Origin of the sequence: Modestobacter sp. VKM Ac-2985, assembly GCF_026967925.1 — a bacterium.
Classification (GTDB): domain Bacteria; phylum Actinomycetota; class Actinomycetes; order Mycobacteriales; family Geodermatophilaceae; genus Modestobacter.
In genome coordinates, this window is record NZ_JAPVBI010000003.1 from 780,340 (window position 1) to 804,455 (window position 24,116).

Genomic DNA, 24,116 nt, shown 5'->3' on the forward strand with positions numbered 1-24,116 from the left:
TCACGTTGACTCTGCGCGTGATGCGGGTAGGGCGGACGTCGAGGACGACGGCGCGCCCACGCTCACGACCTCCGACCGCGCCGACCGGGGCGGCCGTGGTGCGCATCGTCGTCCGTCCCGGGGTGAACTGCCCCCGTGCCCCCGGGCGGGTCCGACACCGACCGATCCCCGAGGGAGCTCCGAGCGCCACATGACCAGCGACAACGGAACCAAGAGCACCGCTGCCGAGGCCCCCGCCGAGGCCGCCACCGACTCCTCGACCGGCTCGCCCCCCCAGCCTGATCCGACCCTCCCCCAGGGCTTCGGCGACCTGGACCGCGCGGCCATCGACACGGCGCGCGTCCTGGCGATGGACGCGGTGCAGAAGGTCGGCAACGGCCACCCCGGCACCGCGATGAGCATGGCGCCGGTCGCCTACCTGCTCTTCCAGAAGTGGCTGAAGCACGACCCCAGCGACCCCAACTGGGCCGCCCGCGACCGCTTCGTGCTCTCCATGGGGCACTCGAGCCTCACCCTCTACGTGCAGCTCTACCTGGCCGGCTACGGCCTGGAGCTGTCCGACCTGCAGGCGCTGCGCACCTGGGGCTCCAAGACCCCGGGCCACCCCGAGGTCGGGCACACCGCCGGGGTCGAGACAACGACGGGCCCGCTGGGCCAGGGCGTCGGCAACGCGGTGGGCATGGCGATGGCCGCCCGGCGCGAGCGCGGCATGCTCGACCCGGACGCCCCCGAGGGCGAGAGCCTCTTCGACCACACCATCTGGGCCTTCGCCTCCGACGGCGACCTGGAGGAGGGCGTCAGCGGCGAGGCCTCCTCGCTCGCCGGCACCCAGGAGCTGGGCAACCTCGTCCTCGTCTACGACGACAACCGGATCTCGATCGAGGACGACACCACGATCGCCTTCACCGAGGACGTCGGCGCCCGCTACGCCGCCTACGGCTGGCACGTCCAGCACGTGGACGACGGCGAGGACCTGGCCGCCGTGGACGCCGCGTTCGCCGCCGCCAAGGCCGAGACCACCCGCCCCTCGATCATCGTGCTCCGCACGGTCATCGGCTGGCCCGCGCCGAACAAGCAGAACACCGGCGCCGTGCACGGCTCGGCCCTCGGCGACGACGAGGTGAAGGCGACCAAGGAGATCCTCGGCTTCGACCCGGAGAAGACCTTCGACGTCACCCCCGAGGTCATCGAGCACACCCGCAAGGCCGTCACCCGCGGCCAGCAGGCGCACGCGGAGTGGCAGAAGCGCTTCGACGCCTGGACCGCCGCCAACCCCGAGGGTGCCGCGCTGCTGGAGCGGATGAGCACCCGCACCCTCCCCGAGGGCTGGGCTGCCGGACTGCCGTCCTGGGACGCCGACCCCAAGGGCGTCGCCACCCGCAAGGCCTCCGGGGAGGTCCTCGCCGCCCTCTACCCCGAGCTCCCCGAGCTGTGGGGCGGCTCGGCCGACCTCGCCGAGAGCAACAACACCGCGGTCAAGGGCGAGCCGTCGTTCCTGCCGGCCAGCCGCCAGACCAAGATGTGGTCCGGTGGCCCCTACGGCCGCACGCTGCACTTCGGCGTCCGCGAGCACGCCATGGGCGCGATCATGAACGGCATCGCGCTGCACGGCGGCACCCGCGTCTACGGCGGCACCTTCCTCACGTTCTCCGACTACATGCGCGGTGCGGTGCGACTGGCCGCCCTCATGCAGCTGCCGGTGACCTACGTGTGGACCCACGACTCGATCGGCCTGGGCGAGGACGGCCCGACCCACCAGCCGATCGAGCACTACGCCGCGCTGCGCGCCATCCCGGGGCTGGACTTCGTCCGCCCGGCCGACGCCAACGAGACCGCGGTGGCCTGGCGCACGATCCTCGAGCACAACGACCGGCCCGCGGGGCTGGCGCTGTCGCGGCAGAACCTGCCGGTGTTCGACCGCACCGAGTTCGCCTCGGCCGAGGGCACCGCCAAGGGCGGGTACGTGCTGGCCGAGGCGTCCAACGGCGCCCCCGAGGTGGTCCTCATGGGCACCGGCTCGGAGGTCCAGATCGCGGTGGCCGCCCGCGAGCAGCTCGAGGCCCAGGGCGTGCCGACCCGCGTCGTGTCCCTGCCCTGCTGGGAGTGGTTCGCCGAGCAGGACGAGGCCTACCGCCTCCAGGTGCTGCCGCCCTCGGTCCGGGCACGGGTCAGCGTCGAGGCCGGGGTGCCGATGGGCTGGCGGGAGTTCGTCGGTGACGCCGGCCGGATCGTCGGGCTGAACCACTACGGCGCCAGCGCGTCCTACTCCACGCTCTACGAGGAGTTCGGGCTGACCGCGGAGGCCGTCGTGGCCGCCGCACAGGAGAGCATCCAGGCCGCTGCCTCCGGTGCCACCCCGCCCAGCGGTGCCGGCGTCTCCCGCGGCGGGGTCTTCGGCTCCGACGCCACCGCCGACCACTGAGCACGTGACCCCGGCCGGGTCCCGCCGCACACTCGAGGCGGGACCCGGGCCGGGGCCACCACCAGTCGACAACTCGCACACGGGGCTCCCACCGCGGGGCCTGACCACACCGACAGGAGGGCATGAGATGGCCCAGAACGAGAACCTGGCACAGCTGTCGAAGGCGGGGGTCGCCGTCTGGCTCGACGACCTCTCCCGCGACCGCATCCGCAGCGGCAACCTGCAGTCGCTGGTCGACGAGCAGAGCGTCGTCGGCGTCACCACCAACCCGAGCATCTTCGCCGCGGCGATCAGCGGCTCGAAGTCCTACGACGACCAGCTGCACGCGCTGGCCGTCCGCAAGGTCAGCGTCGAGGAGGCGCTGCGCACCATCACCGCAGCCGACGTCCGCGACGCCTGCGACCTGCTCGCGCCCGTCGCGGCCCGGACCGGCCGCGACGGCCGGGTCTCCCTCGAGGTGGCGCCGGGCCTGGCGCACGACGAGGACGCCACCGCCGCCGAGGCCGCCCACCTGTGGTGGCTCGTCGACCGGCCGAACCTGTTCATCAAGATCCCGGCCACGCAGGCGAGCCTGCCGGCGATCACCACCTCGATCGCCCGGGGCATCAGCGTCAACGTGACGCTGATCTTCAGCCTCGAGCGCTACAAGGCCGTCATGGACGCCTACCTCACCGGCCTCGAGCAGCGGCTGGCCGAGGACCCGAACGCCTCGTTCGAGGGCATCGAGTCGGTGGCGTCGTTCTTCGTGTCCCGGGTGGACACCGAGATCGACAAGCGCCTGGACGACAGCGGTGCGGACGCCTCGCTCAAGGGCAAGGCGGGCGTCGCGAACGCCCAGCTGGCCTACCAGGCGTACGAGGAGGTCTTCTCCTCCGACCGCTGGAAGGCGCTGGAGGCCAAGGGTGCGAGCAAGCAGCGCCCGCTGTGGGCCTCCACCGGGGTCAAGAACCCCGACTACTCCGACACCCTCTACCTGTCCGAGCTCATCGCCCCGGACACGGTGAACACGATGCCGGAGAAGACGATGCAGGCCTACGCCGACCACGGCCAGGCCGGCACCCCGGTGCAGTCGGCCTACGCGGACGCCGAGAAGGTCATGCAGGCGGTCGCCGACGCCGGTGTCGACCTCGACGACGTGTTCCGCGTCCTGGAGGACGAGGCCGTGCAGAAGTTCGTCGACGCCTGGGACGAGCTGACCGGCTCGGTGCAGGAGCAGCTGCAGGACAAGGCGTGACCGCCGGGGCCCGGGCGGCGGCGCACCTGCCGCCCCCGGGCCCCGCGCTGCCCCGCCTGTGCACCACCCTCTGGACACCGTCCGTCGTCCGTTCCGGCGCCGCACCGGACGACGGGCACCCTGCGAGCTGATCGAGGACGGACACGATGCCCACCAACCCGTTGCGCGATCCACGGGACCGGCGGCTGCCCCGGGTCCCCGAGCCCTGCGCCCTCGTCGTCTTCGGGATCACCGGGGACCTCTCGCGCAAGAAGCTCCTCCCCGCCGTCTACGACCTGGCGAACCGCGGCCTGCTGCCCACCAACTTCGCGCTGCTGGGCTTCGCCCGCCGCGACTGGGGCGACGTGGAGTTCTCCGAGCTGGCCCGCTCCGCCGCCCGCGAGCACGCCCGCACGCCGTGGCGCGAGGAGGTCTGGGAGCGGCTGGCCAACAGCGTCCGGTTCGTCCAGGGCTCCTTCGACGACGACAACGCCTTCGACGAGCTGGCCAGCAACCTGGCCGAGCTGGAGGGCAGTCACGGCATCGGCGGCAACGCGGCCTTCTACCTGTCGATCCCGCCGGCCATGTTCCCCACCGTCCTGAAGCAGATGCAGCGCACGGGGATGGCCGAGAGCAGCCCGGACCGCTGGCGCCGCGTCGTCGTGGAGAAGCCCTTCGGCACCGACCTGGCCTCCAGCCGTGAGCTCAACGAACTGGTCGACTCGGTGTTCACCGCCGACGACGTCTTCCGGATCGACCACTACCTCGGCAAGGAGACGGTCCAGAACCTGCTGGCCCTCCGCTTCGCCAACACGATGTTCGAGCCGATCTGGAACGGCCACCACGTCGACTCGGTGCAGATCACCATGGCCGAGGACGTCGGCATCGGCGGCCGGGCCGGGTTCTACGAGAAGACCGGCGCCGCCCGCGACGTCCTGCAGAACCACCTTCTCCAGCTCCTGGCGCTGACCGCCATGGAGGAGCCGGTCGAGTTCTCCGCGGAGGAGATCCGCACCGAGAAGCTCAAGGTGCTCCGGGCGGTCTCCGTCCCCGCCGAGGACGACATGGTCCAGTTCGCGATCCGCGGCCAGTACCAGCAGGGCTGGCTGGCCGGTCAGCGGGCGAACGGCTACCGCCAGGAGGACGGCGTCGCGAGCGACTCCAGCACCGAGACCTACGCCGCCGTCCGGCTGGGCGTGGAGACCCGGCGCTGGGCGGGCGTGCCGTTCTACCTGCGCACCGGCAAGCGGCTGCCCCGCCGGGTCACCGAGATCGCCCTGGTCTTCAAGCGGGCGCCGCACCTGCCCTTCGCCCCCACCGACACCGAGGAGCTGGGCCACAACCAGCTCGTCATCCGGGTGCAGCCCGACGAGGGCATGACACTGAAGTTCGGCTCGAAGGTGCCCGGCAGCGTGATGGAGGTCCGCGACGTCGCGATGGACTTCCTCTACGGCGAGCAGTTCACCGAGGCGAGCCCGGAGGCCTACGAGCGGCTGCTGCTCGACGTGCTGCTCGGCGACGCCACGCTCTTCCCCCGCAACGCCGAGGTGGAGGCCTCCTGGGCGGTCATCGACCCGCTCGAGGCGTTCTGGGCCGACACCGAGCCGCACCCGTACCGCGCCGGCGAGTGGGGTCCGCGGGCCGCCGACGCCATGCTCGAGGCCGACGGCCGGCTCTGGCGCCGACCGTGATCCGCCTCCCCCGAACCGCCCGAGCGACTCCCCAGGAGGGGATCTCATGACCACGCTGTGGGACACCACCGGATCCGCGGTCGTCAAGGAACTGGCCGCCCAGCGCCGCACCGGCGGCGCCGTGATGAGCGGCGTCGCGCTGACCCTGGTGGTCGTCGCCGACGAGGGCCGGGTCGCCGAGGCCGAGCAGGCCGCCTCCGCCGCGGCCGAGGTGCACCCGTGCCGGCTGCTGGTCGTCGTCCGGCGCCAGGTCGAGGCCCCGGTGCCCCGGCTGGACGCCGAGGTGCTCATCGGTGGCCGGCTGGGCCCCGGCGAGGCCGTCGTCATGCGGATGTACGGCCGGCTCGGCCTGCACGCGGAGTCCGTCGTGCTGCCGCTGCTCGCCGCTGACGCGCCGGTCGTCACCTGGTGGCACGAGACCCCGCCGGAGCTCATCGCGCGGGACGCCCTGGGCGTGATCGCCAACCGCCGGATCACCGACTCCGCCATGGCGGCCGACCCGGTCGCCGCGCTGCGGAACCGGGCACACGACTACGCCCCCGGCGACACCGACCTGGCGTGGACCCGCAGCACCCCCTGGCGGGCCACGCTCGCCTCCACCCTGGACTCCGTCTCCGGGCGCCGCGGCGACCTGGTCCGGGTGCACGGCGGGCAGGTCGAGGGCGACCCGGAGAGCGCGACCGCCCAGTTGGTCGCCGGGTGGCTGTCCGCCCGGTGCGGCTGCACCATCCAGGTGGTCCCCACCGCGCGGGTGCCCGGATCGGCCGGCATCGACAGCGTCGAGCTGCGCCTGGACCAGGACGAGGTCGTCCGGCTGCAGGACGACCGGAAGGGCGGAGCGGTCATCAACCAGCCGTTCCGGCCGGAGGCCATCGTCGCGCTGCCCGACCGCAGCCTCGGCGAGCTGATCGGTGAGGAGCTGCGCCGGCTGGACTCCGACGAGCCCTACAGCGAGGCGCTGGAGGCGGTGACCGGTGCGACCGGTCTCTCGGCCCGGCCCAACTGCCGGGACCACGTCTGGTACGACCCCATGCGGCCGCAGCAGACCTCCGAGCCGACGAACGGGAACGGCAACGGCAACGGCTCACCGCCCAGCGCCTCCCCCGCGGCGTCGGCGGCCACCCCGGCCCCGACCGTGCCCGACGACTCGACCGACGCCGACGAGGTGGCCGAGAGCGGCGAGCACGACTCCCCCGCCGACGACTCCGACGAGCAGCCGGTCGTGCAGTCCCCCGACGCGCCGTCGGCGGCGGCCGGCGGCGCACCGACCAGGAAGGCGCGCACCCGATGAGCCACACCTCCCCCGGCGACCGGGTCGACCAGGCCCTGACCGAGTCCGGCCGGCCCGCCCCCGACGTGGTCGTCCAGCCCGACGCCGACCAGCTGGCCCGCTCCGTCGCCTCCGCGCTGGTCGCCCGGCTGGCCGCAGCCCAGGCCGTGCACGGGACGGCGTCGGTGGTCCTCACCGGTGGCGGCATCGGGACCGCGGTGCTCGAGCGGGTCGCCGCACTGGCTGCCGAGCCCGAGCACGCCGTCGTCGACTGGGCAGCGGTGGACGTGTGGTGGGGTGACGAGCGCTTCGTGCCGGTCGACCACCCGGACCGCAACGAGCTCGGCGCCCGGGAGTCGTTGCTGAGCAAGGTCGCGCTGGACCCCGAGCGCGTGCACCCGATCCCCTCCTCCGACGCCGGCTTCGACGAGCCGGAGGAGGCCGCGACCTGGTACGCCGAGCAACTGGCCGCCGTCGCCGCCGACGGCGAGTCGATGCCCCGGATCGACGTGCTGCTGCTGGGCATGGGACCCGAGGGTCACGTCGCCTCGATCTTCCCGGAGTCCCCGGCCGTCACCGACGACCGTCCGGTGGTCGCGGTCCGTGACTGCCCGAAGCCCCCGCCGACCCGGGTGAGCCTGGGCTTCGCGGCGATCACCGCGGCGGAGGAGGTCTGGCTGCTGGTCAGCGGCGAGGGCAAGGCCGAGGCCGTCGCCCGGGCGCTGTCCGGCGCCGACCCGGTGCAGCTCCCGGCAGCCGGGGCGCGCGGAAGGCGGGCCACCCGCTGGCTCCTGGACGAGGCCGCGGCCAGCCAGCTCCCCCTGGCCTGAACCCCGGACAGCCGACAGCCCGGTCACCCCAGCTGCTCATGGGGTGACCGGGCTGTCGGCTGGAACGGCCTCGCCGCAGGTCTCCTGCGTGGCCGGTTGTCGTCCTCAGGCCCCCCGGCGGGCGCGCAAGCGGCTCAGGGCCTCTTCCAGGAGTGCATCGCCGTCGGCATCCGACCGGCGCTCCCGGACGTAGGCCAGGTGCGTCTTGTACGGCTCCGTCCGCGGTGCCGGCGGCGGGTTCTGCTGGTCGGTCCCCGCCGGGAGCCCGCAGCGCGGGCAGTCCCAGGTCTCCGGGACGTCGATGTCCGTCGCGAAGGCGATCCGCGACTCGTGGTTGTTCGCGCACCAGAAGCCGATCCGGTGCCGTGGCGCTGCCTCGCCGCGCTCTGCCTCACCCATCGGTCCCGCACCGACCCGGCTCCCCCGGATCGCGTTCCCACCAGACACGAGCGGCCCCCTGATCGTCGCCACGTCGCGGTGACTGAGTTGATCACCGCTGGGGCAGTCTAGGACCTGGCCAGCCGGTCTGAGGTCACGATGTGAACACCCTGTGTGCCGCCGCGCGCGCCGGCGACGATGGGAACGATCGCACGCGCGGCCCCCTTCACGGACCCGCCACGAGCGGAGCGAGAGGTGGGGGGGAAGGGTGGCCTTCTTCAGACCTTCAGCAGCAGGCCGAGCGCGACGATGCAGACGGCCCACAGCAGGCCGGCGAAGACGGTCAGCCGGTTGAGGTTCTTCTCCACCACCGAGCTGCCGGACAGCTGGGAGGAGACGGCGCCGCCGAACATCGAGGACAGACCGCCGCCCTTGCCGCGGTGCAGCAGGATGAGCACGATCAGCAGCACGCTGGTGAGCACCAGCAGCACGTTGAGGAACAGCTCCATCAGTCGTTCGTCTCCTGTCCCGTACACCACGGGGTGGGTGGGCTCGCACCCGTCGGGTCGGGGGCTCTCGACGGTCCAGCCTAACCGACGACGCCGGAGTGACCGTTCAGCCGGCGTCGGTCAGCGGACTCCGGCCGTCGCGACGTCATAGCCCCCGTAGGGCTGCATGACCACGCCGTTCCGCAGCCGCTGGCCGGCCAGCAGCTGCACCCGGTTCTCCACCAGGGGGACGTAGGCCGACGTCTCCTGCACCGCGTAGCCGACCTGGCGCCACGCGTCGGCGGCCGCCGCCGGCTCGTTCGCCGCCCGCGCGGCGTCCACCAGCCCGTTGACCGTCGGGTCGTCCAAGTGCGCGTAGTTGGTGTTGCCGACGCGGCGGATCGAGCGCCCGTCGACCAGCGGCAGCAGGAAGGAGGCAGAGGTCGGGAAGTCCGCCGTCCAGGTGGCCAGCACCATCCCGTACCCCGCCGCGGTCACGGCCTCGGGGTTGCCGACGTCGGTGGCGTAGTAGGTGGCCGGGTCCAGCGGGCGCACCTCGACGTCGATCTGGACCTCCGCCAAGTCCGCTGCGATCGTCTCGGCCACCTCCACGCTGGAGGGCACGTCGGGCACCGCCAGCACCGTGCTGAAGCCGTCGGGCTGCCCGCAGGCGGCCAGCGCCGCCCGGGCAGCGGCCGGATCGGCGTGCGGATCGGACTCCTCGGGGGCGCCGCCGACCGCGCGCGGCCAGAGCACCGACGTCCGCACGGCGTTGCCCGCCCCCGACAGCGCCTGCTGCACAGCCGACCGGTCCACGGCGGCGACCACCGCAGCGCGGCAGGAGGCGTTGTCCATCGGGGCCACCGTGGTCGGCAGGGCCAGCAGCCGGACCGTGCCGGTGGTGACGTCGTCGATCCGGGCGGCCAGCTCCTCGTCCTCCAGCCGGCTGGTGGTGGCCTGCTGCACGCCGGTGCCGGAGAGGTCCAGATCGGCCGAGCCGGCCAGCAGGGCCTGGTCGCGGGCGACGCTGGAGAGCCCGGTCCGCACCACCACCTGGTCCGGGAGGGCCGTGCGGACGTCGTCGGTGGCCGGGTCCCACTCCGGGTTGCGGGAGAGCACGATCCCGGCCACCGGGTCCGCGGAGGTGATCAGGTAGGGGCCGGAGCTGACCGGGCGGGCACCGTAGTCGCCGCCGGTGTCGCTCTCCACCGGCACCGGGCTGCTCGAGGGCAGCGCCATGACGAAGGGGAAGTCCGGTGCCGGGGTGGTCAGCCGGAAGACGATCGTCCGGTCGTCCGGTGTCTCGATCGAGGCCAGCCCCGGCCGGTCGGCGCTCTCGTCCTGGTAGGGCCCGGCGTAGGGGTCCGCCGGGTCGTCGAGGAGGTCGACGACGTACGTCGGACCGCCGACGACCACGTCGGAGGCGAAGGACCGCTCGATCCCGTACTCCACGTCGCGCGAGGTGATCGGCCGGCCGCTCTCGAAGCGCACGCCCTCGCGCAGGGTGTACGTCCAGGTGCGACCGCCGTCGGTGCTCGTGCCGAGGTCGGTGGCGAGGTCGGGGACGAGTTCGTCGGTGCTGCCCGGCTCGGCGGAGTAGGTGACCAGCGTGCGGGTGTACAGCCGCATCAGGTTCCACACCGACGGCATGTAGGAGCGCTGCGGGTCCAGGCTGTCGATCTCCCCGGTGACCAGCCGCAGGGTCCCGCCGGCCTCCTCGGAGGGGGCGCGAACGCCGTCGACCCCGCTGTCGGGTTCCGACTCCAGCGTCGGCACCCCGGCCACCCCGCTGTTGTCGCTGCCGCAGCCGGCCAGCAGGGCGACCAGGACCACGAGGGCGACCGACCGCCCTGCTCCCCGGAGGGTGCGCTGGGCGGTCGGTCGTCGTTCGGTGCTGTGCCTCAACTGCTGTGCCTCACCGTGGGTGCTGCTCCGCCCGGTCAGTGCCGGCGGCGGTCAGCTCCCACCGGCAGCGGTACGACAGATCTGTACGAACTCGTCGGCGTCCAGGCTGGCCCCGCCGACGAGAGCACCGTCGACGTCGGCCCCGGCGAGGATGCCGGCGGTGTTGCCGGCCTTGACCGATCCTCCGTAGAGGATACGGACCGCAGCCGCCGTGTCCGGGCCGTGACGTTCGGCGAGCCGCGCCCGCAGCGCCGCACAGACCTCTTGCGCATCATCCGGCGTGGCCACCTCGCCGGTGCCGATCGCCCACACCGGCTCGTAGGCGATCACCAGGTCCTGGAGCTGCTCGGTGGGGACGCCCTCCAGTGCCCGGTCCAGCTGGTCGGTGCAGTGCGCGACGTGGGTGCCCGCCCGGCGGACGTCCAGCCCCTCCCCCACGCACAGCAGCGGGACCAGGCCGTGCCGCAGCGCGGCCTGCACCTTGGCCGCGACCAGCGCGTCGTCCTCGCCGTGCAGCGTGCGCCGCTCGGAGTGGCCGACCAGGACGTAGCGGCAGGCCAGCGCGGCGAGCATCGCCCCGCTGACCTCTCCGGTGTACGCACCGGAGTCCTGCGCCGAGACGTCCTGCGCGCCGTACCCGATCTCCAGCTTGTCGCCGGCCACCAGCGTCTGCACGCTGCGCAGCGCGGTGAACGGCGGGACGACGACGACCTCGGCGTCCTCCAGCTGCGGCTCGGTCAGCGAGAAGGCCAGCTTCTGCACCAGCCCGATGGCCTCGAGGTGGGTCAGGTGCATCTTCCAGTTGCCCGCGATGAGCGGACGGCGGCCCTCACGGGGCGGCCTGGGCTTCGTGCGTGCCATCGTCGCCCCTCAGTCCGCGAGCACCGCGAGCCCGGGGAGCTCCCGGCCCTCGAGGTACTCCAGCGACGCGCCGCCGCCGGTGCTGATGTGACCGTAGGCCGCCTCGTCCAGCCCGAGCTGGCGCACGGAGGCCGCGGAGTCGCCGCCGCCGACGACGGAGAGCCCGTCGATCGCGCCGACGGCCTGCGCCACGCCCCGGGTGCCGCCCTGGAAGGGGGCGAGCTCGAACACGCCCATCGGCCCGTTCCAGAACACGGTGCGCGCGCCGGCCAGCGCCTCGGCGAAGAGCTCCACGCTCTTCGGGCCGATGTCCAGGCTCATCTGGTCGGCCGGGATCTCGGTGGCCGGCAGCACGGTGGTCGGCGCATCGGCGCTGAACTCCGGCGTGCAGACCACGTCGACCGGCAGCACGATCCGGTCGCCGGCCTCGGCCAGCAGGCGGCGGCAGCTGTCGACCTGGTCGGCCTCCAGCAGCGACGTCCCGACCTCGTGACCCTGGGCGGCCAGGAACGTGTACGTCATCCCGCCGCCGACCAGCAGCCGGTCGACCTTGGGCAGCAGCGCCTCGATCACGCCGAGCTTGTCGCTGACCTTGGAGCCGCCGAGCACGACCACGTAGGGCCGCGCCGGCTCCTCGGTGAGCCGGGTGAGCACCTCGAGCTCGCGGGCGACCAGCCGGCCGGCCGCGTGCGGGAGCCGCTCGGCCACGTCGACGACCGAGGCGTGCGCGCGGTGTACGGCCCCGAACGCGTCGTCGACGTACAGCTCGGCCAGCCCGGCCAGCCGGTCGGCCAGCTCGCCACGGACGGCGTCGTCCTTGCTGGTCTCGGCGGCCTCGAAGCGGACGTTCTCCAGCATCAGCACCTGGCCGTCGGCCAGGGCTGCGGCCTTGGCCGTGGCGTCGGGGCCGGCGACGTCGGCGGCCAGCGGCACCTCGGTGCCGAGCAGCTCACCGAGCCGCGCGGCGACCGGGGCCAGCGAGTACCGCGGGTCGGGCTCGCCCTTGGGCCGGCCCAGGTGCGCGGCGACGATGACCCGGGCGCCGGCCTCGCGGAGCGCGCTGATCGTCGGGAGACTGGCCCGGATCCGGCCGTCGTCGGTGATGGCGCCGCTGTCGGAGTCCAACGGGACGTTCAGGTCGGCGCGCAGCAGCACGCGCCGACCGGACACCCCGTCGGCGATGAGCTCGTCGACGGACCGCATCAGAGCTTGCTGCCCACCAGGACGACGGAGTCGACGAGGCGGTTGGAGTAGCCCCACTCGTTGTCGTACCAGCCGACGACCTTGACCTGGTTGCCGAACACCTTGGTCAGGCCGGCGTCGTAGATGCAGGAGGCCGGGTCGGTGACGATGTCGGAGGAGACGATCGGCGCGTCGGTGTAGACCAGGTACGGCGCCAGCGGGCCGGCGGCGGCCGCCTTGTACGCCGCGTCGACCTCCTCGAGGGTGACGTCCCGGGACAGGGTGACGGTGAGGTCGGTGGCCGAGCCGGTGGGCACGGGGACGCGGAGCGCGTAGCCGTCGAGCTTGCCCTTCAGCTCCGGCAGCACGAGGCCGATCGCCTTCGCCGCACCGGTGGAGGTGGGGACGATGTTCAGCGCGGCCGCGCGGGCGCGCCGCATGTCCTTGTGCGGGCCGTCCTGCAGGTTCTGGTCGGCGGTGTAGGCGTGGATCGTGGTCATCAGGCCACGCTCGATGCCGAAGGCGTCGTTGAGGACCTTGGCCAGCGGGGCCAGGCAGTTGGTGGTGCAGGACGCGTTGCTGATGATCGTCTGCGAGCCGTCGTACTGCTCGTGGTTGACGCCCATGACGATCGTGAGGTCGTCGCCGGTGGCCGGCGCGGAGATGATGACCTTCTTGGCCCCACCGGCGTCGACGTGCTTGCGCGCGTCGTCGGCCTTGGTGAAGAAGCCGGTGGACTCGACGACGACGTCGACGCCCAGCTCGCCCCACGGCAGGTTCGCCGGGTCGCGCTCGGCCAGCACCTTGATGGTGGCGCCGCCGACCTTGATGCCGTCGCCGACGACCGAGACGTCCTCGGCGAGCTTGCCCAGGATGCTGTCGTACTTGAGCAGGTGCGCGAGCGTCTCGGGCGTGGTCAGGTCGTTGACCGCCACGACCTCGACGTCGGCCCCGCTGGCGGCGACCGCCCGATAGAAGTTGCGGCCGATCCGACCGAACCCGTTGATGCCGACCCGTACCGTCACTGTGGACCTCCCAGACCGTGTTGCCCAGCCGGGCCGGTCGGCCCAGCGGCGCCCGTGGGCCGTGCGTGCGCACGACCACATTCCGGCGACAGCCTATCGGCCTGGGGAGCGGCGCCCGACCGCGCGTCCGGGTCGTTCACTGCTGTTCAGGAAGACGTCGCGGACGTCTGGAGGTCAGTTCGGCGTGCTCGCGTCGAGCAGCTCGACCGGCGCATCGGCGCCCGCCCGCCCCCCCGTCGCCGAGGACGACGCGGTCCCGCCCCTCGGCCTTGGCCGCGTACAGCGCCGCGTCCGCGGCGGCGAGCAGCTCCGCGGGCCCCGCGTCGCCGGCCCAGACGGCGACGCCCACGCTCACCGTGACCTGGACCGACCCGCCGTCGATCCGGTGGACGGCGGCAGCACAGCCCTGCCGCACCGATTCCGCCCGGGCCGCGGCCTGAGCCGGGTCGGCGCCGGGCAGCACCAGCACGAACTCCTCCCCGCCCAGCCGGGCGACCGTGTCGCCGGGGCGGGTCACCCGGCCCAGCGCGCCGGCGATCCCGCGGAGCACCTGGTCCCCGGCGGCGTGGCCGAACCGGTCGTTCACCGCCTTGAAGTGGTCGACGTCCAGGGCCAGCAGGGCGACCGGCGGCCCGGCGCCGTCCGGCAGCAGCGTGGTCGCCAGCACCCGGTCGAGGTGCCGCCCACCGGCGTCGTCCGCACGTCGCACCAGAGACCGGGCAGGAGCTCCGTCGGTCGGCCCCCGGAGCGCCCGGTCACCGACTGCACCAGGGCGGCGACGTCCGGGCCGGTCGACCCGGCTGGTCGCCCTCCTCGCGGTCTTCGGTACGAGAGCCCGATGACCGTGCCCCCGCGCCGCCGCCGTCCCCCTCGCGGGTGAGGAGGGCCGGCGGCGCTACTGGGCCAGCATGTCGTCGGTCACCACGGACTCGGTGTCCGGGATGCCGAGGTCCTTGGCCCGCTTGTCGGCCATCGCCAGCAGACGCCGTATCCGCCCCGCGACGGCGTCCTTGGTCATCGGGGGGTCGGCGCGCTGGCCGAGCTCCTCCAGCGACGCCTGACCGAACTCCAGCCGCAGCCGCCCGGCGACCAGCAGGTGCTCGGGTGCGTCGTCGGCGAGGATCTCCAGGGCGCGCTCCACCCGGGCGCTCGCGGCCACCGCCGCCCGCGCCGAACGACGCAGGTTCGCGTCGTCGAAGTTGGCCAGCCGGTTCGCGGTGGCCCGGACCTCGCGGCGCATCCGCCGCTCCTCCCAGGCCAGGACGGCGTCGTGGGCGCCCATCCGGGTCAGCAGCGCGCCGATGGCGTCGCCGTCCCGCACGACCACCCGGTCGGTGCCGCGGACCTCCCGGGCCTTGGCAGCGATGCCCAGCCGCCGTGCCGCGCCGACCAGCGCCATGGCCGCCTCGGGCCCGGGACAGGTGACCTCCAGCGACGAGGAGCGTCCCGGCTCGGTCAGCGAGCCGTGCGCCAGGAAGGCACCTCGCCACGCGGCCTCGGCGTCCCCGATCCCGCCGGAGACCACCGACGGCGGCAGGCCCCGGACGGGGCGGCCGCGCTGGTCGACCAGCCCGGTCTGCCGGGCCAGGCCCTCGCCGTGCTTGGCGATCCGGACCAGGTAGCGCACCCCCCGGCGGATGTTGCCGCCGGCCAGCACGCTCACGCCGCTGGTGTAGCCGTACACCTCGCTGATGTCCCGGCGGAGTCGCCGGGCCACCGAACCGGTGTCCAGCTCGGCCTCGATGACCACCCGACCACCCACGATGTGCAGGCCACCGGAGAAGCGCAGCAGCGCGGTCACCTCGGCCTTGCGCTCCGAGGTCTTCGTGCACTCCACGCGGGAGAGCTCGTCCTTCACCATCGCCGTCATCGCCACGAGCTTTGTTCCCTTCCCCCTGTGTGCCGGCCGGTGCCACGGTCGTCCCCGTGTCCGGCCACTGCCCTGCCGGTCACCGCGCGCCGACCACGGAGGCCAGCGCGGCAGCGAGCCGGGAGGGGTCGTGCTGTGGTGCACCGTCCGGTGCAGCCACCGGTGCGAGCACCAGTTCTGCACCACATGCCTGCACAGCAGACAGCAGACCACGCCGGTCAACAACCGCAGCGGTGTCCGCGATCACCGTGTGCAGCGACACGCCCCCCAGATGTGCCAGCAGGACCCGCAGGTGCTCCTCCGGCGAGAAGCCGTCGGTCTCCCCCACCTGGGGCTCCAGGTTGAGCACCACGACCACCCGTGCCGTCGTCTCCGCCAGGGCCGTCCGCAGCCGCGGGACCAGCAGGTGGGGCAGCACAGAGGTGTACCAGGAGCCCGGTCCGAGGCTCACCACGTCGGCCGCCGCGATCGCCGCCAGCACCTCCGGGGGGACCGCAGGATCTGCCGGGGACACCCGGATGTCCTCGACGTGCCCGGGCGTGGAGGCGATCGCCACCTGGCCACGGATCCGCCGGGTCTCCTGCGGGTCGTCGGGATCGACGCTGGCGACCGTGGCCACCAGGTCCAGGGGCACCTCGGCCATCGGCAGCACCCGGCCGCGCGCCCCCAGCAGCTCTTCCAGGACGCCGAGGGCCCGGACCGCGTCACCACCGTGCATCTCGGTCAGCCCGGTCAGCATGAGGTTGCCGACGGGGTGGCCCGCGAGCACACCGCTGCCACCGAAGCGGTGCTGGAGCAGGGCGGCCATCTCCTGGTTGCGTGGGTCGTCGCCGGCGAGCGCGGTCAGCGCCATCCGCAGGTCACCGGGTGGCAGGACCGGCATCTCGCGCCGGATCCGCCCCGAGGACCCGCCGTCGTCGGCGACGGTGACCACCGCGGTCAGCTCCGTGGTGAGCCGACGCCAGGCGGCCAGGGCAGCCGCCAGACCGTGCCCGCCACCGAGCGCGACGACCCGCAGGCCGGGGGTCCCCACTACTCGCGCCCCAGGTCACGGTGGCGCGCGGTGGCCGGGACGCCCTCGGCGTTGAGCCGACGGGCGAACTCCTCGGCGATGGCGACGCTGCGGTGCTTCCCGCCGGTGCACCCCACCGCGAGGGTCAGGTACCGCTTGCCCTCGCGCCGGTACCCCGGCAGCAGCAGCCGCAGCACCTCGCTGTAGCTGTTCAGGAACGCCTCCGCGTCGTCCTGGGCGAGCACGTAGTCGCGCACCTCGGCGTCGCGGCCGGTCATCGGGGCCAGCTCCGGGACCCAGTGCGGGTTGGGCAGGAACCGGGCGTCGACGACGAGGTCGGCGTCCAGCGGCAAGCCGTACTTGAAGCCGAAGCTGAGCACGGTCGCCACCACCTCCGGCAGCTCGCCGTGCTGCACGAACGACGCCTCCAGGGTGGCCCGGAGCTGGTGCACGTTGAGGTCGCTGGTGTCGATCCACAGGTCGGCGTCCCCGGCGATGCCGGTCAGCAGCTCCCGCTCGGTGTCGATGCCGTCGATCAGCCGGCCGTTGCCCTGCAGCGGGTGTTCGCGCCGGACCGACTCGTAGCGCCGGATCAACACCTCGTTGCGGGCGTGCACGTACACCACCCGCGGCCGGTGGCCGGCGTCGGCGAGCTGCCGGATCGACTCCTGCAGGTCGCTGGAGAAGGCCCGGCTGCGCACGTCGACGACGGCGGCGAAGCGGCGCAGGTCACCGCGGGCGCCCAGCTCGACCATCGGCTGGAGCAGGGCCGGCGGCAGGTTGTCGACCACGAAGAACCCGAGGTCCTCCAGCACCCGGCCGGCACTGTTCTTGCCCGCGCCGGAGAGCCCGGTCACGACGACGACGTCCAGCGGGGCGAGCTCCGTGCTCGTCCCGTCGGCCGCCGGCGGGACGTCGCTCTGCGGGCCGGCCGGCGCCGGGTGGGCGGCGGCGCTCATGCCCGCTGCCCGGCGGCGGGGTGGACGGGACCGGTCTCGGCGGTCGCGCCGACGTCCGCCCCGTGCACCGGTGACGACGGTGGACCCACGGCCACGGCCGGCTCCACCTCGACGGCGTCCTCGGCGACCACGTCGGGTGAGGCCCCGGCGGCCACCGGCTCGGCGACGGCGGCCAGCACCGCCTCGGCCGTGCGCCGGCCGATGCCGGGCACCGCCGTCAGCTCCTCGACCGAGGCCGCACGCAGCCGCTTGAGGGATCCGAACTGCTTCATCAGGGCCTTCCGCCGAGTGTCGCCGAGCCCCGGGACGTCGTCCAGGAGCGAGACCAACATGGTGCTGGATCGCTTCTGCCGGTGGTAGGTGATCGCGAACCGGTGTGCCTCGTCGCGCACCCGCTGCAACAGGTAGAGGGCCTCGGAGGTGCGCGGCAGGATGACCGGGTCGGGGTCGTCGGGCAGCCACACCTCCTCCATCCGCTTGGCCAGACCGCAGACGGCGACGTCGACGACCCCCAGCTCGGCCAGCGAACGGCTGGCGGCGGCCACCTGCGGGGCGCCGCCGTCGACCACCAGCAGGTTGGGCGGGTAGGCGAACCGGCGGGGCCGGCCCTCCTCGGCGGCGACGCCCTGCTCGTCCCGGCGGTCCTGCTCCTCCTTGAGGTGCCGGGCGAAGCGGCGTCGCACGACCTCGGCCATCGCCGCGGTGTCGTCGGTGCCCTGGGCGACGGAGAACCGCCGGTAGTCGGCCTTCTTCGCCATGCCGTCCTCGAAGACGACCATGCTGGCCACGACGTTCGTGCCCTGCACGTGCGAGATGTCGATGCACTCGATCCGCAGCGGCGCCTCGGGCAGGTCCAGCGCCTCCTGGATCTCCGACAGCGCCAGCGAGCGGGCGGTGAGGTCGCTGGCCCGCTTCACCCGGTGCCGGGCGAAGGACTCCTTGGCGTTGCGCTCGACGGTCTCCATCAGGCTGCGCTTGTCCCCCCGCTGCGGGACGCGCAGCGACACCCGGGAGCCGCGCAGCTCGCTGAGCAGCTCGGCGTAGACCTCGGCGTCGTCGGGCAGCTCGGGCACGAGCACCTCGCGGGGGACGGCCTCCCCCACCTCGCCCGAGCCGGTCTCCTCGTCCACCCCGCCGTAGACCTGCAGCAGGAACTGCTCGACGAGCTGGCCGGTGGTGACGTCCTCGACCTTGTCGATGATCCAGCCGCGCTGCCCGCGCACCCGGCCACCGCGGACGTGGAACACCTGGACGGCGGCCTCCAGCTCGTCCTGGGCGAAGGCGACGACGTCGGCGTCGGTGCCGTCACCGAGGACGACCGCCTGCTTCTCGAGCGCCCGGCGCAGCGCGCCGAGGTCGTCGCGCAGCCGGGCTGCCCGCTCGTAGTTCATCTCCTCGGCGGCCTCGGTCATCTGCCGCTCGAGCCGGCGGATCATCTGCTCGGTGCGGCCGCCCATGAAGTCGCAGAAGTCGTCGACGATCTCCCGGTGCTCCTCGGCGGTGACCCGGCCGACGCAGGGGGCCGCGCACTTGCCGATGTAGCCGAGCAGGCAGGGCCGGCCGATCTGCGCCGCCCGCTTGAAGACGCCGTTGGAGCAGGTGCGGGCCGGGAAGACCCGGGTGAGCGTGTCGACCGTCTCGCGGATCGCCCAGGCGTGCGCGTAGGGGCCGAAGTAGCGCACGCCCTTGCGCTTGGGCCCGCGCATGACCTGCAGCCGCGGGTACTCCTCGTTGAGCGTCACGGCGAGGCTGGGATAGCTCTTGTCGTCCCGGTACCGGACGTTGAACCGCGGGTCGAACTCCTTGATCCAGTTGTACTCGAGCTGGAGGGCCTCGACCTCGGTGCCGACGACGGTCCACTCCACGCTGGCGGCGGTGGTGACCATCTGGCGGGTGCGCGGGTGCAGGCCCCAGACGTCGGCGAAGTAGCTGTTCAGCCGCTGGCGGAGGCTCTTGGCCTTGCCGACGTAGACGACCCGGCCGGCCGGGTCGCGGAACTTGTAGACCCCAGGGCTCTCCGGGATGCTGCCGACCGCTGGGCGGTACGTGGACGGGTCGGGCATGCACCCAGATTAGGTCGGGGCACCGACAGCCCGTCGCCCGCTCCCGGCAGGCCCCCGGCGCGCGAGGCAACCGGGTGGTGGAGGGCAGGGGATGCGGCGCCCTGAGCAGCGGACACCCCCCAGCGTCAGCCTGTTCCAGCTGCCCGCACTGCCACGGAGCGGGTTCGCCGTGCACGACGTCCAGCCTGTGGACGACGCCGGCAGCACACCGGCCCCGGCTGCCAGGGTGGCCCTCTCAGCGACGGGCGACGGGCGGGACGGGCATGCGCGGGACGGCGAGAAGCGAACGGGACGGCGTGGTGGTCACCGACCGCTGGGGCGGGAGCTGGCGGGTCAGCTGCCATCGCGCAGGTGTGCTGCCGGCCCCCGCGACCCGGCCGGATGCCGCGGCGGTCGGGCGGCTGATGCTGCCCTGGGGCTCCCCCGCGAGCCCACCGCCACCTCCGCCCCAGGCCAGCTGGGTGCTGGGGCGGTCGGCCCGCTGGCAGGGCTGGACCGCTCCCGGGGCCGCTGCGGACCCGTGGCGTGACGAGGTGTCCGCCCTCCGCACCATCGCGTCGACAGCCGGGCTCGTCTCGTTCTCCGCCTTCGTCCTGCTGCTGCGTGGCCGCAGCATCGCGCGACTGGCGGCAGCGGAACGGACGCACCCCTGGCTGGTGGAGCTCACGGCCTGTGCCGGGCCCACGCGGTCGGCGGTCTGGGTGGTCGAGGGGCCCGCTGCGGCGCAGGCCGCCGTGGCCGAGGTCACCGTCGAGGTGCAGGCCGGGCGACCACCCGCGCCGAGCGGCGGTCGGCTGCTCGACGTGCAGGACCGTCGCCGCTGAACCGTGGCCGGCGTGGGGCCCCGCGCACCGATCACCGTCGGTGCGGCCCCGCCGGCCGGGCGGCAGCGAGCCGCACTGTCAGTCGTCGAGGCGAGTCCCGAGCCAGCCGAGCAGGTCGGCGACGACCTCGTCGCGGTTGGTCTCGTTGAAGACCTCGTGCCGGGCCTCGGGGTAGACCCGCTGCTCGACGGGCAGCCCCCGCTCCCGGAGCAGCCCGGCGAGCGCGGTGACCTGGCCGGCGTCCCGGCCGCCGACCGGGTCGTGCTGCCCGGACAGCAGCAGCACCGGCAGCGCCTCCGGCAGCGCGGCGACCCCCTCGGGGCTGGCCGCGCGGACCGACATGCCGAAGACCCCGGCCGCGTAGCCGTGGGTCAGCGGCACCTGGTCGCCGGCGAGCGGGTCGGCCAGGTAGGCGTCGACCTCGGCCGGGTCACGGGACAGCCAGTCGTAGGGGGTGCGGGCGGGCTCGAACGGCTCGTTGAAGGCGCCGAGCGCGTCCAGCGGCCGGTCGCCCAGTCCGGCGGCCACGGCGCCGTCCAGGGCGGAGACCGTGTCGGCCAACTCCGGCGACACCCCGATCGGACCGGACAGCACCAGACCGCTCAGCTGGGCGCCGTCCCGCTGTGCGCTGGCCAGCGCGATGATCGAGCCCATCGAGTGGCCCAGCAGCACCCGGGGCGCGCCCGGGTGTTCCTCGGCGGCGACCCGGTGCAGGGCCTCGACGTCGTCGAGTGCCCCGTCCGCACCGGGCGCGCCGAACCGGCCGGGGCCGGTCGCCTCGGCCGTACGGCCGTGCCCGCGCAGGTCCATCGCGTAGACGGCCAGACCCCGCTCGGTCAGCGCACCCGCCAGCCGCTCGTACCGGCCGGAGTGCTCGGAGGCGCCGTGGACGATCTGCACGGTGCCGCGCACCTGGCCGGCGGGGAGCCACCGCCGGTAGGTGACGGCCACCCCGTCGGGGCGGAGGAGCTCGGACAGGTCGCCGGACGTCGTCGTCACGGTGGTCCCTCTCGTTCGGCAGTGCACGGAGCGGCTGCCGCCGCCCCGTGCACCGGTCAGCTGGCCTTCTTCCGGGTCTTCTTCTTGACACCGGAGGCCGCCGCGGCGACGGCCTCCGGGTCGAGGATCTTCGCCAGGAACCGGCCGGTGTGGCTCTCCGGGACCGACGCGACGAGCTCCGGCGGTCCCTCGGCGACGACCTCGCCACCCCGGAACCCGCCCTCCGGGCCCATGTCGATCAGCCAGTCGGCGCTCTTGATCACGTCGAGGTTGTGCTCGATGACGATGACCGAGTTGCCCTTGTCGACCAGGCCCTGGATGACCTGGAGCAGCTTGTTGATGTCCTCGAAGTGCAGCCCGGTCGTGGGCTCGTCGAGGACGTAGATCGTGCGGCCGTTGGAGCGCTTCTGCAGCTCGCTGGCGAGCTTGACCCGCTGCGCCTCACCGCCGGACAGCGTGGTGGCCGGCTGACCGAGCCGGACGTAGCCCAGGCCGACGTCGGTGAGGGTGCGCATGTACCGGGCGATCGCGGGGATCGCGGCGAAGAAGTCCGCGGCCTCCTCGATCGGCATGTCCAGCACCTCGGCGACCGTCTTGCCCTTGTAGTGCACCTCGAGGGTCTCCCGGTTGAACCGGGCCCCCTTGCACACCTCGCAGGGCACGTAGACGTCGGGCAGGAAGTTCATCTCGATCTTCAGCGTGCCGTCGCCGGAGCACGCCTCGCACCGGCCGCCCTTGACGTTGAAGGAGAACCGACCGGGCTGGTAGCCGCGGACCTTGGCCTCCGACGTGCTGGCGAACAGCTTGCGGACGTGGTCCCAGACCCCGGTGTACGTGGCCGGGTTGGACCGCGGGGTGCGGCCGATCGGCGACTGGTCGACGCCGACGACCTTGTCCAGCTGGTCCAGGCCGGTGATGGTGCGGTGCCGGCCGGGCACCATCCGGGCGCGGTTCAGCTCGTTGGCCAGTGTCGTGTACAGGATGTCGTTGACCAGGCTGGACTTGCCCGAGCCGGAGACGCCGGTGACGGCGACCAGCATGCCCAGCGGGAACGCCACGTCGATGCCCCGCAGGGTGTTCTCCCGGGCGCCCTTGACGACCAGCTCCCGGCCCGGCGTCCGCTCCCGCCGGATCGTCGGGATGGTGATCTCCCGGCGGCCGGACAGGTACTGGCCGGTGATCGACCGCTCGCTGGCGAGGAGGTCCTCGTAGGTGCCGCTGACCACGACCTCACCACCGTGCTCGCCGGCGCCGGGACCGATGTCGACGATCCAGTCGGCCTGCTTGATGGTGTCCTCGTCGTGCTCGACGACGATCAGCGTGTTGCCCATGTCGCGCAGCCGGACCAGCGTCTCGATCAGCCGGACGTTGTCGCGCTGGTGCAGGCCGATCGAGGGCTCGTCGAGCACGTAGAGGACACCGACCAGCCCGGAGCCGATCTGGGTGGCCAGCCGGATGCGCTGGGCCTCCCCACCGGCCAGCGTGGCGGCCGGACGGTCGAGGGACAGGTAGTCCAGCCCGACGGAGACGAGGAAGGAGAGCCGGGCCTGGATCTCCCGGAGCACCTGGACGGCGATCGCCCGCTCCCGCTCGCCGAGCTCCAGGGCGTTGAGCCACTCCGAGGCCTCGCCGATCGACAGCCCGGTGACCTCGGCGATCGAGCGGCCGTTCATCTTGACGGCGAGGATCTCCGGCTTGAGCCGGGTGCCGTGGCAGACGGGGCACGGGACGTCCCGCATGTAGCCCTCGTACTTGTCCTTCATGAACTCGCTGTCGGTGTCCTCGTGGCGGCGCTCGAGGAAGGGCAGCACGCCCTCGAAGGCGGCGTAGTAGCTGCGCTCGCGGCCGTAGCGGTTCTTGTAGCGGACGTGCACCTGGTCCGGGGAGCCGTGCAGCACCGCCTTCTGCACCTTGGCCGGCAGCTCCTCCCAGGGCGTGCTCATGGAGAAGCCGATCATGTCGGCGAGCCCGCCGAGCAGCCGCTGGAAGTACTCGTTGCTCATCGAGCCCGCCCACGGGGCGATGGCGCCCTCACCCAGGCTCTTGCCCGGGTCGGGGACCACGAGGTCGGGGTCGACCTCCTTGCGGGTCCCGATGCCGGTGCACTCGGGGCAGGCGCCGAAGGGCGAGTTGAAGGAGAACGACCGCGGCTCCAGCGCCTCGAAGGACAGCCCGTCGTCGATGCAGGCCAGGTGCTCGGAGAAGGTGCGCTCACGGTGTGCGTCGTCCTCGGGGAGGTCGACGAAGTCGAGCACCACGAGGCCACCGGCGAGGCCGAGCGCGGTCTCGACCGAGTCGGTCAGCCGCCGCTTGGCGTTCTCCTTGACCGTCAGCCGGTCCACGATCACCTCGATCGTGTGCTTCTCCTGCTTCTTGAGCTTCGGCGGCTCGGTCAGCGGGTGGATGGTGCCGTCGACCCGGACCCGGGAGAAGCCCTGGGTCTGCAGCGAGCTGAACAGGTCGACGTACTCGCCCTTGCGCGCCCGGACGACGGGGGCCAGCACCTGGAACCGGGTGCCCTCCTCCATGGCGAGCACCTGGTCGACGATCTGCTGGGGCGTCTGCCGGGAGATCGGCTTGCCGCAGTTGGGGCAGTGCGGCTGACCGGCCCGGGCGTAGAGCAGCCGGAGGTAGTCGTAGACCTCGGTGATCGTGCCGACCGTGGACCGCGGGTTGCGGTTCGTGGACTTCTGGTCGATCGACACCGCCGGGGAGAGGCCCTCGATGAAGTCGACGTCGGGCTTGTCCATCTGGCCCAGGAACTGGCGGGCGTAGGCGGACAGCGACTCCACGTACCGGCGCTGGCCCTCGGCGAAGATCGTGTCGAAGGCCAGGCTCGACTTGCCCGAGCCGGAGAGCCCCGTGAACACGATCATCGCGTCGCGGGGCAGGTCGAGGTGGACGTCCTTGAGGTTGTGCTCTCGGGCGCCGCGGACGACGAGCCGGTCCATGTGATCCCTGTCGGTCGCAGTGGTTCGGTGCTGGTCCGGTCGCGGGGCGGCGGAGACCAGTGGTGCAGTGCGGAGCTCGAGGCCGGTGAGGTGCATCGCCTCAGTGGAACGGTGCCCCGACGGGCGGGCTTCCCGGCGCGGGTGTCGGCTGGGTCTCCCCCGCCCGCGCTGGG

General features: G+C 73.2%; 19 protein-coding genes. 6 read left to right on the forward strand and 13 right to left on the reverse strand.

Annotation, left to right across the window (positions count from 1 at the left end):
- The first annotated feature begins 190 nt into the window (after nucleotides 1-190).
- The 5 genes from tkt to pgl all read left to right on the forward strand — a co-directional run bounded on the left by tkt (nucleotide 191) and on the right by pgl (nucleotide 7,426).
- Nucleotides 191-2,422, forward strand: a complete 2,232-nt coding sequence (gene tkt / locus O2V61_RS19720) for a transketolase (protein ID WP_269184969.1) — start codon at nucleotides 191-193, stop codon at nucleotides 2,420-2,422.
- 127 nt (nucleotides 2,423-2,549) lie between these two features.
- Nucleotides 2,550-3,656 carry a transaldolase gene (gene tal / locus O2V61_RS19725; protein ID WP_269184970.1) on the forward strand — a complete coding sequence of 369 codons (1,107 nt, stop codon included), beginning with the start codon at nucleotides 2,550-2,552 and terminating at the stop codon, nucleotides 3,654-3,656.
- 146 nt (nucleotides 3,657-3,802) lie between these two features.
- Nucleotides 3,803-5,326: a glucose-6-phosphate dehydrogenase gene (gene zwf, locus O2V61_RS19730; protein ID WP_269184971.1), complete on the forward strand. Its 1,524-nt coding sequence runs from the start codon at nucleotides 3,803-3,805 to the stop codon at nucleotides 5,324-5,326.
- Nucleotides 5,327-5,372: 46 nt separating this feature from the next.
- Complete coding sequence (locus O2V61_RS19735; protein WP_269184972.1) at nucleotides 5,373-6,617, forward strand: glucose-6-phosphate dehydrogenase assembly protein OpcA; 1,245 nt, start codon at nucleotides 5,373-5,375, stop codon at nucleotides 6,615-6,617.
- Nucleotides 6,614-7,426, forward strand: a complete 813-nt coding sequence (gene pgl, locus O2V61_RS19740; protein WP_269184973.1) for a 6-phosphogluconolactonase — start codon at nucleotides 6,614-6,616, stop codon at nucleotides 7,424-7,426. The genes O2V61_RS19735 and pgl overlap by 4 nt, the downstream gene beginning before the upstream one ends.
- 105 nt (nucleotides 7,427-7,531) lie before the next feature.
- Here pgl and O2V61_RS19745 read toward each other — a convergent pair whose 3' ends face one another.
- The 11 genes from O2V61_RS19745 to uvrC all read right to left on the reverse strand — a co-directional run bounded on the left by O2V61_RS19745 (nucleotide 7,532) and on the right by uvrC (nucleotide 19,169).
- Entirely contained in the window at nucleotides 7,532-7,897 is a 366-nt protein-coding gene (locus O2V61_RS19745; protein ID WP_442929184.1) for an RNA polymerase-binding protein RbpA, read from the reverse strand.
- 185 nt (nucleotides 7,898-8,082) lie between these two features.
- The gene (gene secG / locus O2V61_RS19750; protein WP_269184975.1) at nucleotides 8,083-8,313 is read right to left on the reverse strand and encodes a preprotein translocase subunit SecG; all 231 of its coding nucleotides are present in this window, start codon (nucleotides 8,311-8,313) and stop codon (nucleotides 8,083-8,085) included.
- Between the two features lie 120 nt (nucleotides 8,314-8,433).
- Nucleotides 8,434-10,197 carry an ABC transporter substrate-binding protein gene (locus O2V61_RS19755; protein ID WP_269184976.1) on the reverse strand — a complete coding sequence of 588 codons (1,764 nt, stop codon included), beginning with the start codon at nucleotides 10,195-10,197 and terminating at the stop codon, nucleotides 8,434-8,436.
- A 51-nt stretch (nucleotides 10,198-10,248) separates the two neighbouring features.
- Nucleotides 10,249-11,058: a triose-phosphate isomerase gene (gene tpiA, locus O2V61_RS19760; protein ID WP_269184977.1), complete on the reverse strand. Its 810-nt coding sequence runs from the start codon at nucleotides 11,056-11,058 to the stop codon at nucleotides 10,249-10,251.
- Between the two features lie 9 nt (nucleotides 11,059-11,067).
- Entirely contained in the window at nucleotides 11,068-12,261 is a 1,194-nt protein-coding gene (locus O2V61_RS19765) for a phosphoglycerate kinase (protein ID WP_269184978.1), read from the reverse strand.
- Nucleotides 12,261-13,265, reverse strand: a complete 1,005-nt coding sequence (gene gap, locus O2V61_RS19770) for a type I glyceraldehyde-3-phosphate dehydrogenase (RefSeq protein ID WP_269184979.1) — start codon at nucleotides 13,263-13,265, stop codon at nucleotides 12,261-12,263. Before gap ends, O2V61_RS19765 begins: the two co-directional genes overlap by 1 nt.
- 136 nt (nucleotides 13,266-13,401) lie before the next feature.
- Nucleotides 13,402-13,974 carry a GGDEF domain-containing protein gene (locus tag O2V61_RS19775; protein ID WP_269184980.1) on the reverse strand — a complete coding sequence of 191 codons (573 nt, stop codon included), beginning with the start codon at nucleotides 13,972-13,974 and terminating at the stop codon, nucleotides 13,402-13,404.
- A 186-nt stretch (nucleotides 13,975-14,160) separates the two neighbouring features.
- Complete coding sequence (gene whiA, locus O2V61_RS19780; protein WP_442928921.1) at nucleotides 14,161-15,135, reverse strand: DNA-binding protein WhiA; 975 nt, start codon at nucleotides 15,133-15,135, stop codon at nucleotides 14,161-14,163.
- Nucleotides 15,136-15,214: 79 nt separating this feature from the next.
- Nucleotides 15,215-16,168, reverse strand: coding sequence for a gluconeogenesis factor YvcK family protein (locus O2V61_RS19785; protein WP_269184981.1), 954 nt, complete (start codon nucleotides 16,166-16,168; stop codon nucleotides 15,215-15,217).
- The gene (rapZ, locus tag O2V61_RS19790; protein ID WP_269184982.1) at nucleotides 16,168-17,106 is read right to left on the reverse strand and encodes an RNase adapter RapZ; all 939 of its coding nucleotides are present in this window, start codon (nucleotides 17,104-17,106) and stop codon (nucleotides 16,168-16,170) included. Before rapZ ends, O2V61_RS19785 begins: the two co-directional genes overlap by 1 nt.
- A complete protein-coding gene (uvrC, locus tag O2V61_RS19795; protein ID WP_269184983.1) occupies nucleotides 17,103-19,169 on the reverse strand; it encodes an excinuclease ABC subunit UvrC in 2,067 nt (688 codons plus the stop codon). Before uvrC ends, rapZ begins: the two co-directional genes overlap by 4 nt.
- A 296-nt stretch (nucleotides 19,170-19,465) precedes the next feature.
- Here uvrC and O2V61_RS19800 point away from each other — a divergent pair, with 296 nt between their 5' ends.
- A complete protein-coding gene (locus O2V61_RS19800) occupies nucleotides 19,466-19,993 on the forward strand; it encodes a hypothetical protein (RefSeq protein WP_269184984.1) in 528 nt (175 codons plus the stop codon).
- 78 nt (nucleotides 19,994-20,071) lie between these two features.
- On the opposite strand, the gene O2V61_RS19805 is transcribed toward O2V61_RS19800, so the two are convergent.
- Nucleotides 20,072-20,992: an alpha/beta fold hydrolase gene (locus O2V61_RS19805; RefSeq protein ID WP_269184985.1), complete on the reverse strand. Its 921-nt coding sequence runs from the start codon at nucleotides 20,990-20,992 to the stop codon at nucleotides 20,072-20,074.
- 56 nt (nucleotides 20,993-21,048) lie between these two features.
- A complete protein-coding gene (gene uvrA / locus O2V61_RS19810) occupies nucleotides 21,049-23,943 on the reverse strand; it encodes an excinuclease ABC subunit UvrA (protein WP_269184986.1) in 2,895 nt (964 codons plus the stop codon).
- Between the last annotated feature and the right edge of the window lie 173 nt (nucleotides 23,944-24,116).

What these genes read in the sequence shown, in the direction of transcription:
- tkt (WP_269184969.1), top strand. Translation starts at nt 191, where the DNA reads ATGACCAGCGACAACGGAACCAAGAGCACCGCTGCCGAGGCCCCCGCC.
- tal (WP_269184970.1), top strand. Translation starts at nt 2,550, where the DNA reads ATGGCCCAGAACGAGAACCTGGCACAGCTGTCGAAGGCGGGGGTCGCC.
- zwf (WP_269184971.1), top strand. Translation starts at nt 3,803, where the DNA reads ATGCCCACCAACCCGTTGCGCGATCCACGGGACCGGCGGCTGCCCCGG.
- O2V61_RS19735 (WP_269184972.1), top strand. Translation starts at nt 5,373, where the DNA reads ATGACCACGCTGTGGGACACCACCGGATCCGCGGTCGTCAAGGAACTG.
- pgl (WP_269184973.1), top strand. Translation starts at nt 6,614, where the DNA reads ATGAGCCACACCTCCCCCGGCGACCGGGTCGACCAGGCCCTGACCGAG.
- secG (WP_269184975.1), bottom strand. Translation starts at nt 8,313, where the DNA reads ATGGAGCTGTTCCTCAACGTGCTGCTGGTGCTCACCAGCGTGCTGCTG.
- tpiA (WP_269184977.1), bottom strand. Translation starts at nt 11,058, where the DNA reads ATGGCACGCACGAAGCCCAGGCCGCCCCGTGAGGGCCGCCGTCCGCTC.
- O2V61_RS19765 (WP_269184978.1), bottom strand. Translation starts at nt 12,261, where the DNA reads ATGCGGTCCGTCGACGAGCTCATCGCCGACGGGGTGTCCGGTCGGCGC.
- whiA (WP_442928921.1), bottom strand. Translation starts at nt 15,135, where the DNA reads ATGACGGCGATGGTGAAGGACGAGCTCTCCCGCGTGGAGTGCACGAAG.
- rapZ (WP_269184982.1), bottom strand. Translation starts at nt 17,106, where the DNA reads ATGAGCGCCGCCGCCCACCCGGCGCCGGCCGGCCCGCAGAGCGACGTC.
- uvrC (WP_269184983.1), bottom strand. Translation starts at nt 19,169, where the DNA reads ATGCCCGACCCGTCCACGTACCGCCCAGCGGTCGGCAGCATCCCGGAG.
- uvrA (WP_269184986.1), bottom strand. Translation starts at nt 23,943, where the DNA reads ATGGACCGGCTCGTCGTCCGCGGCGCCCGAGAGCACAACCTCAAGGAC.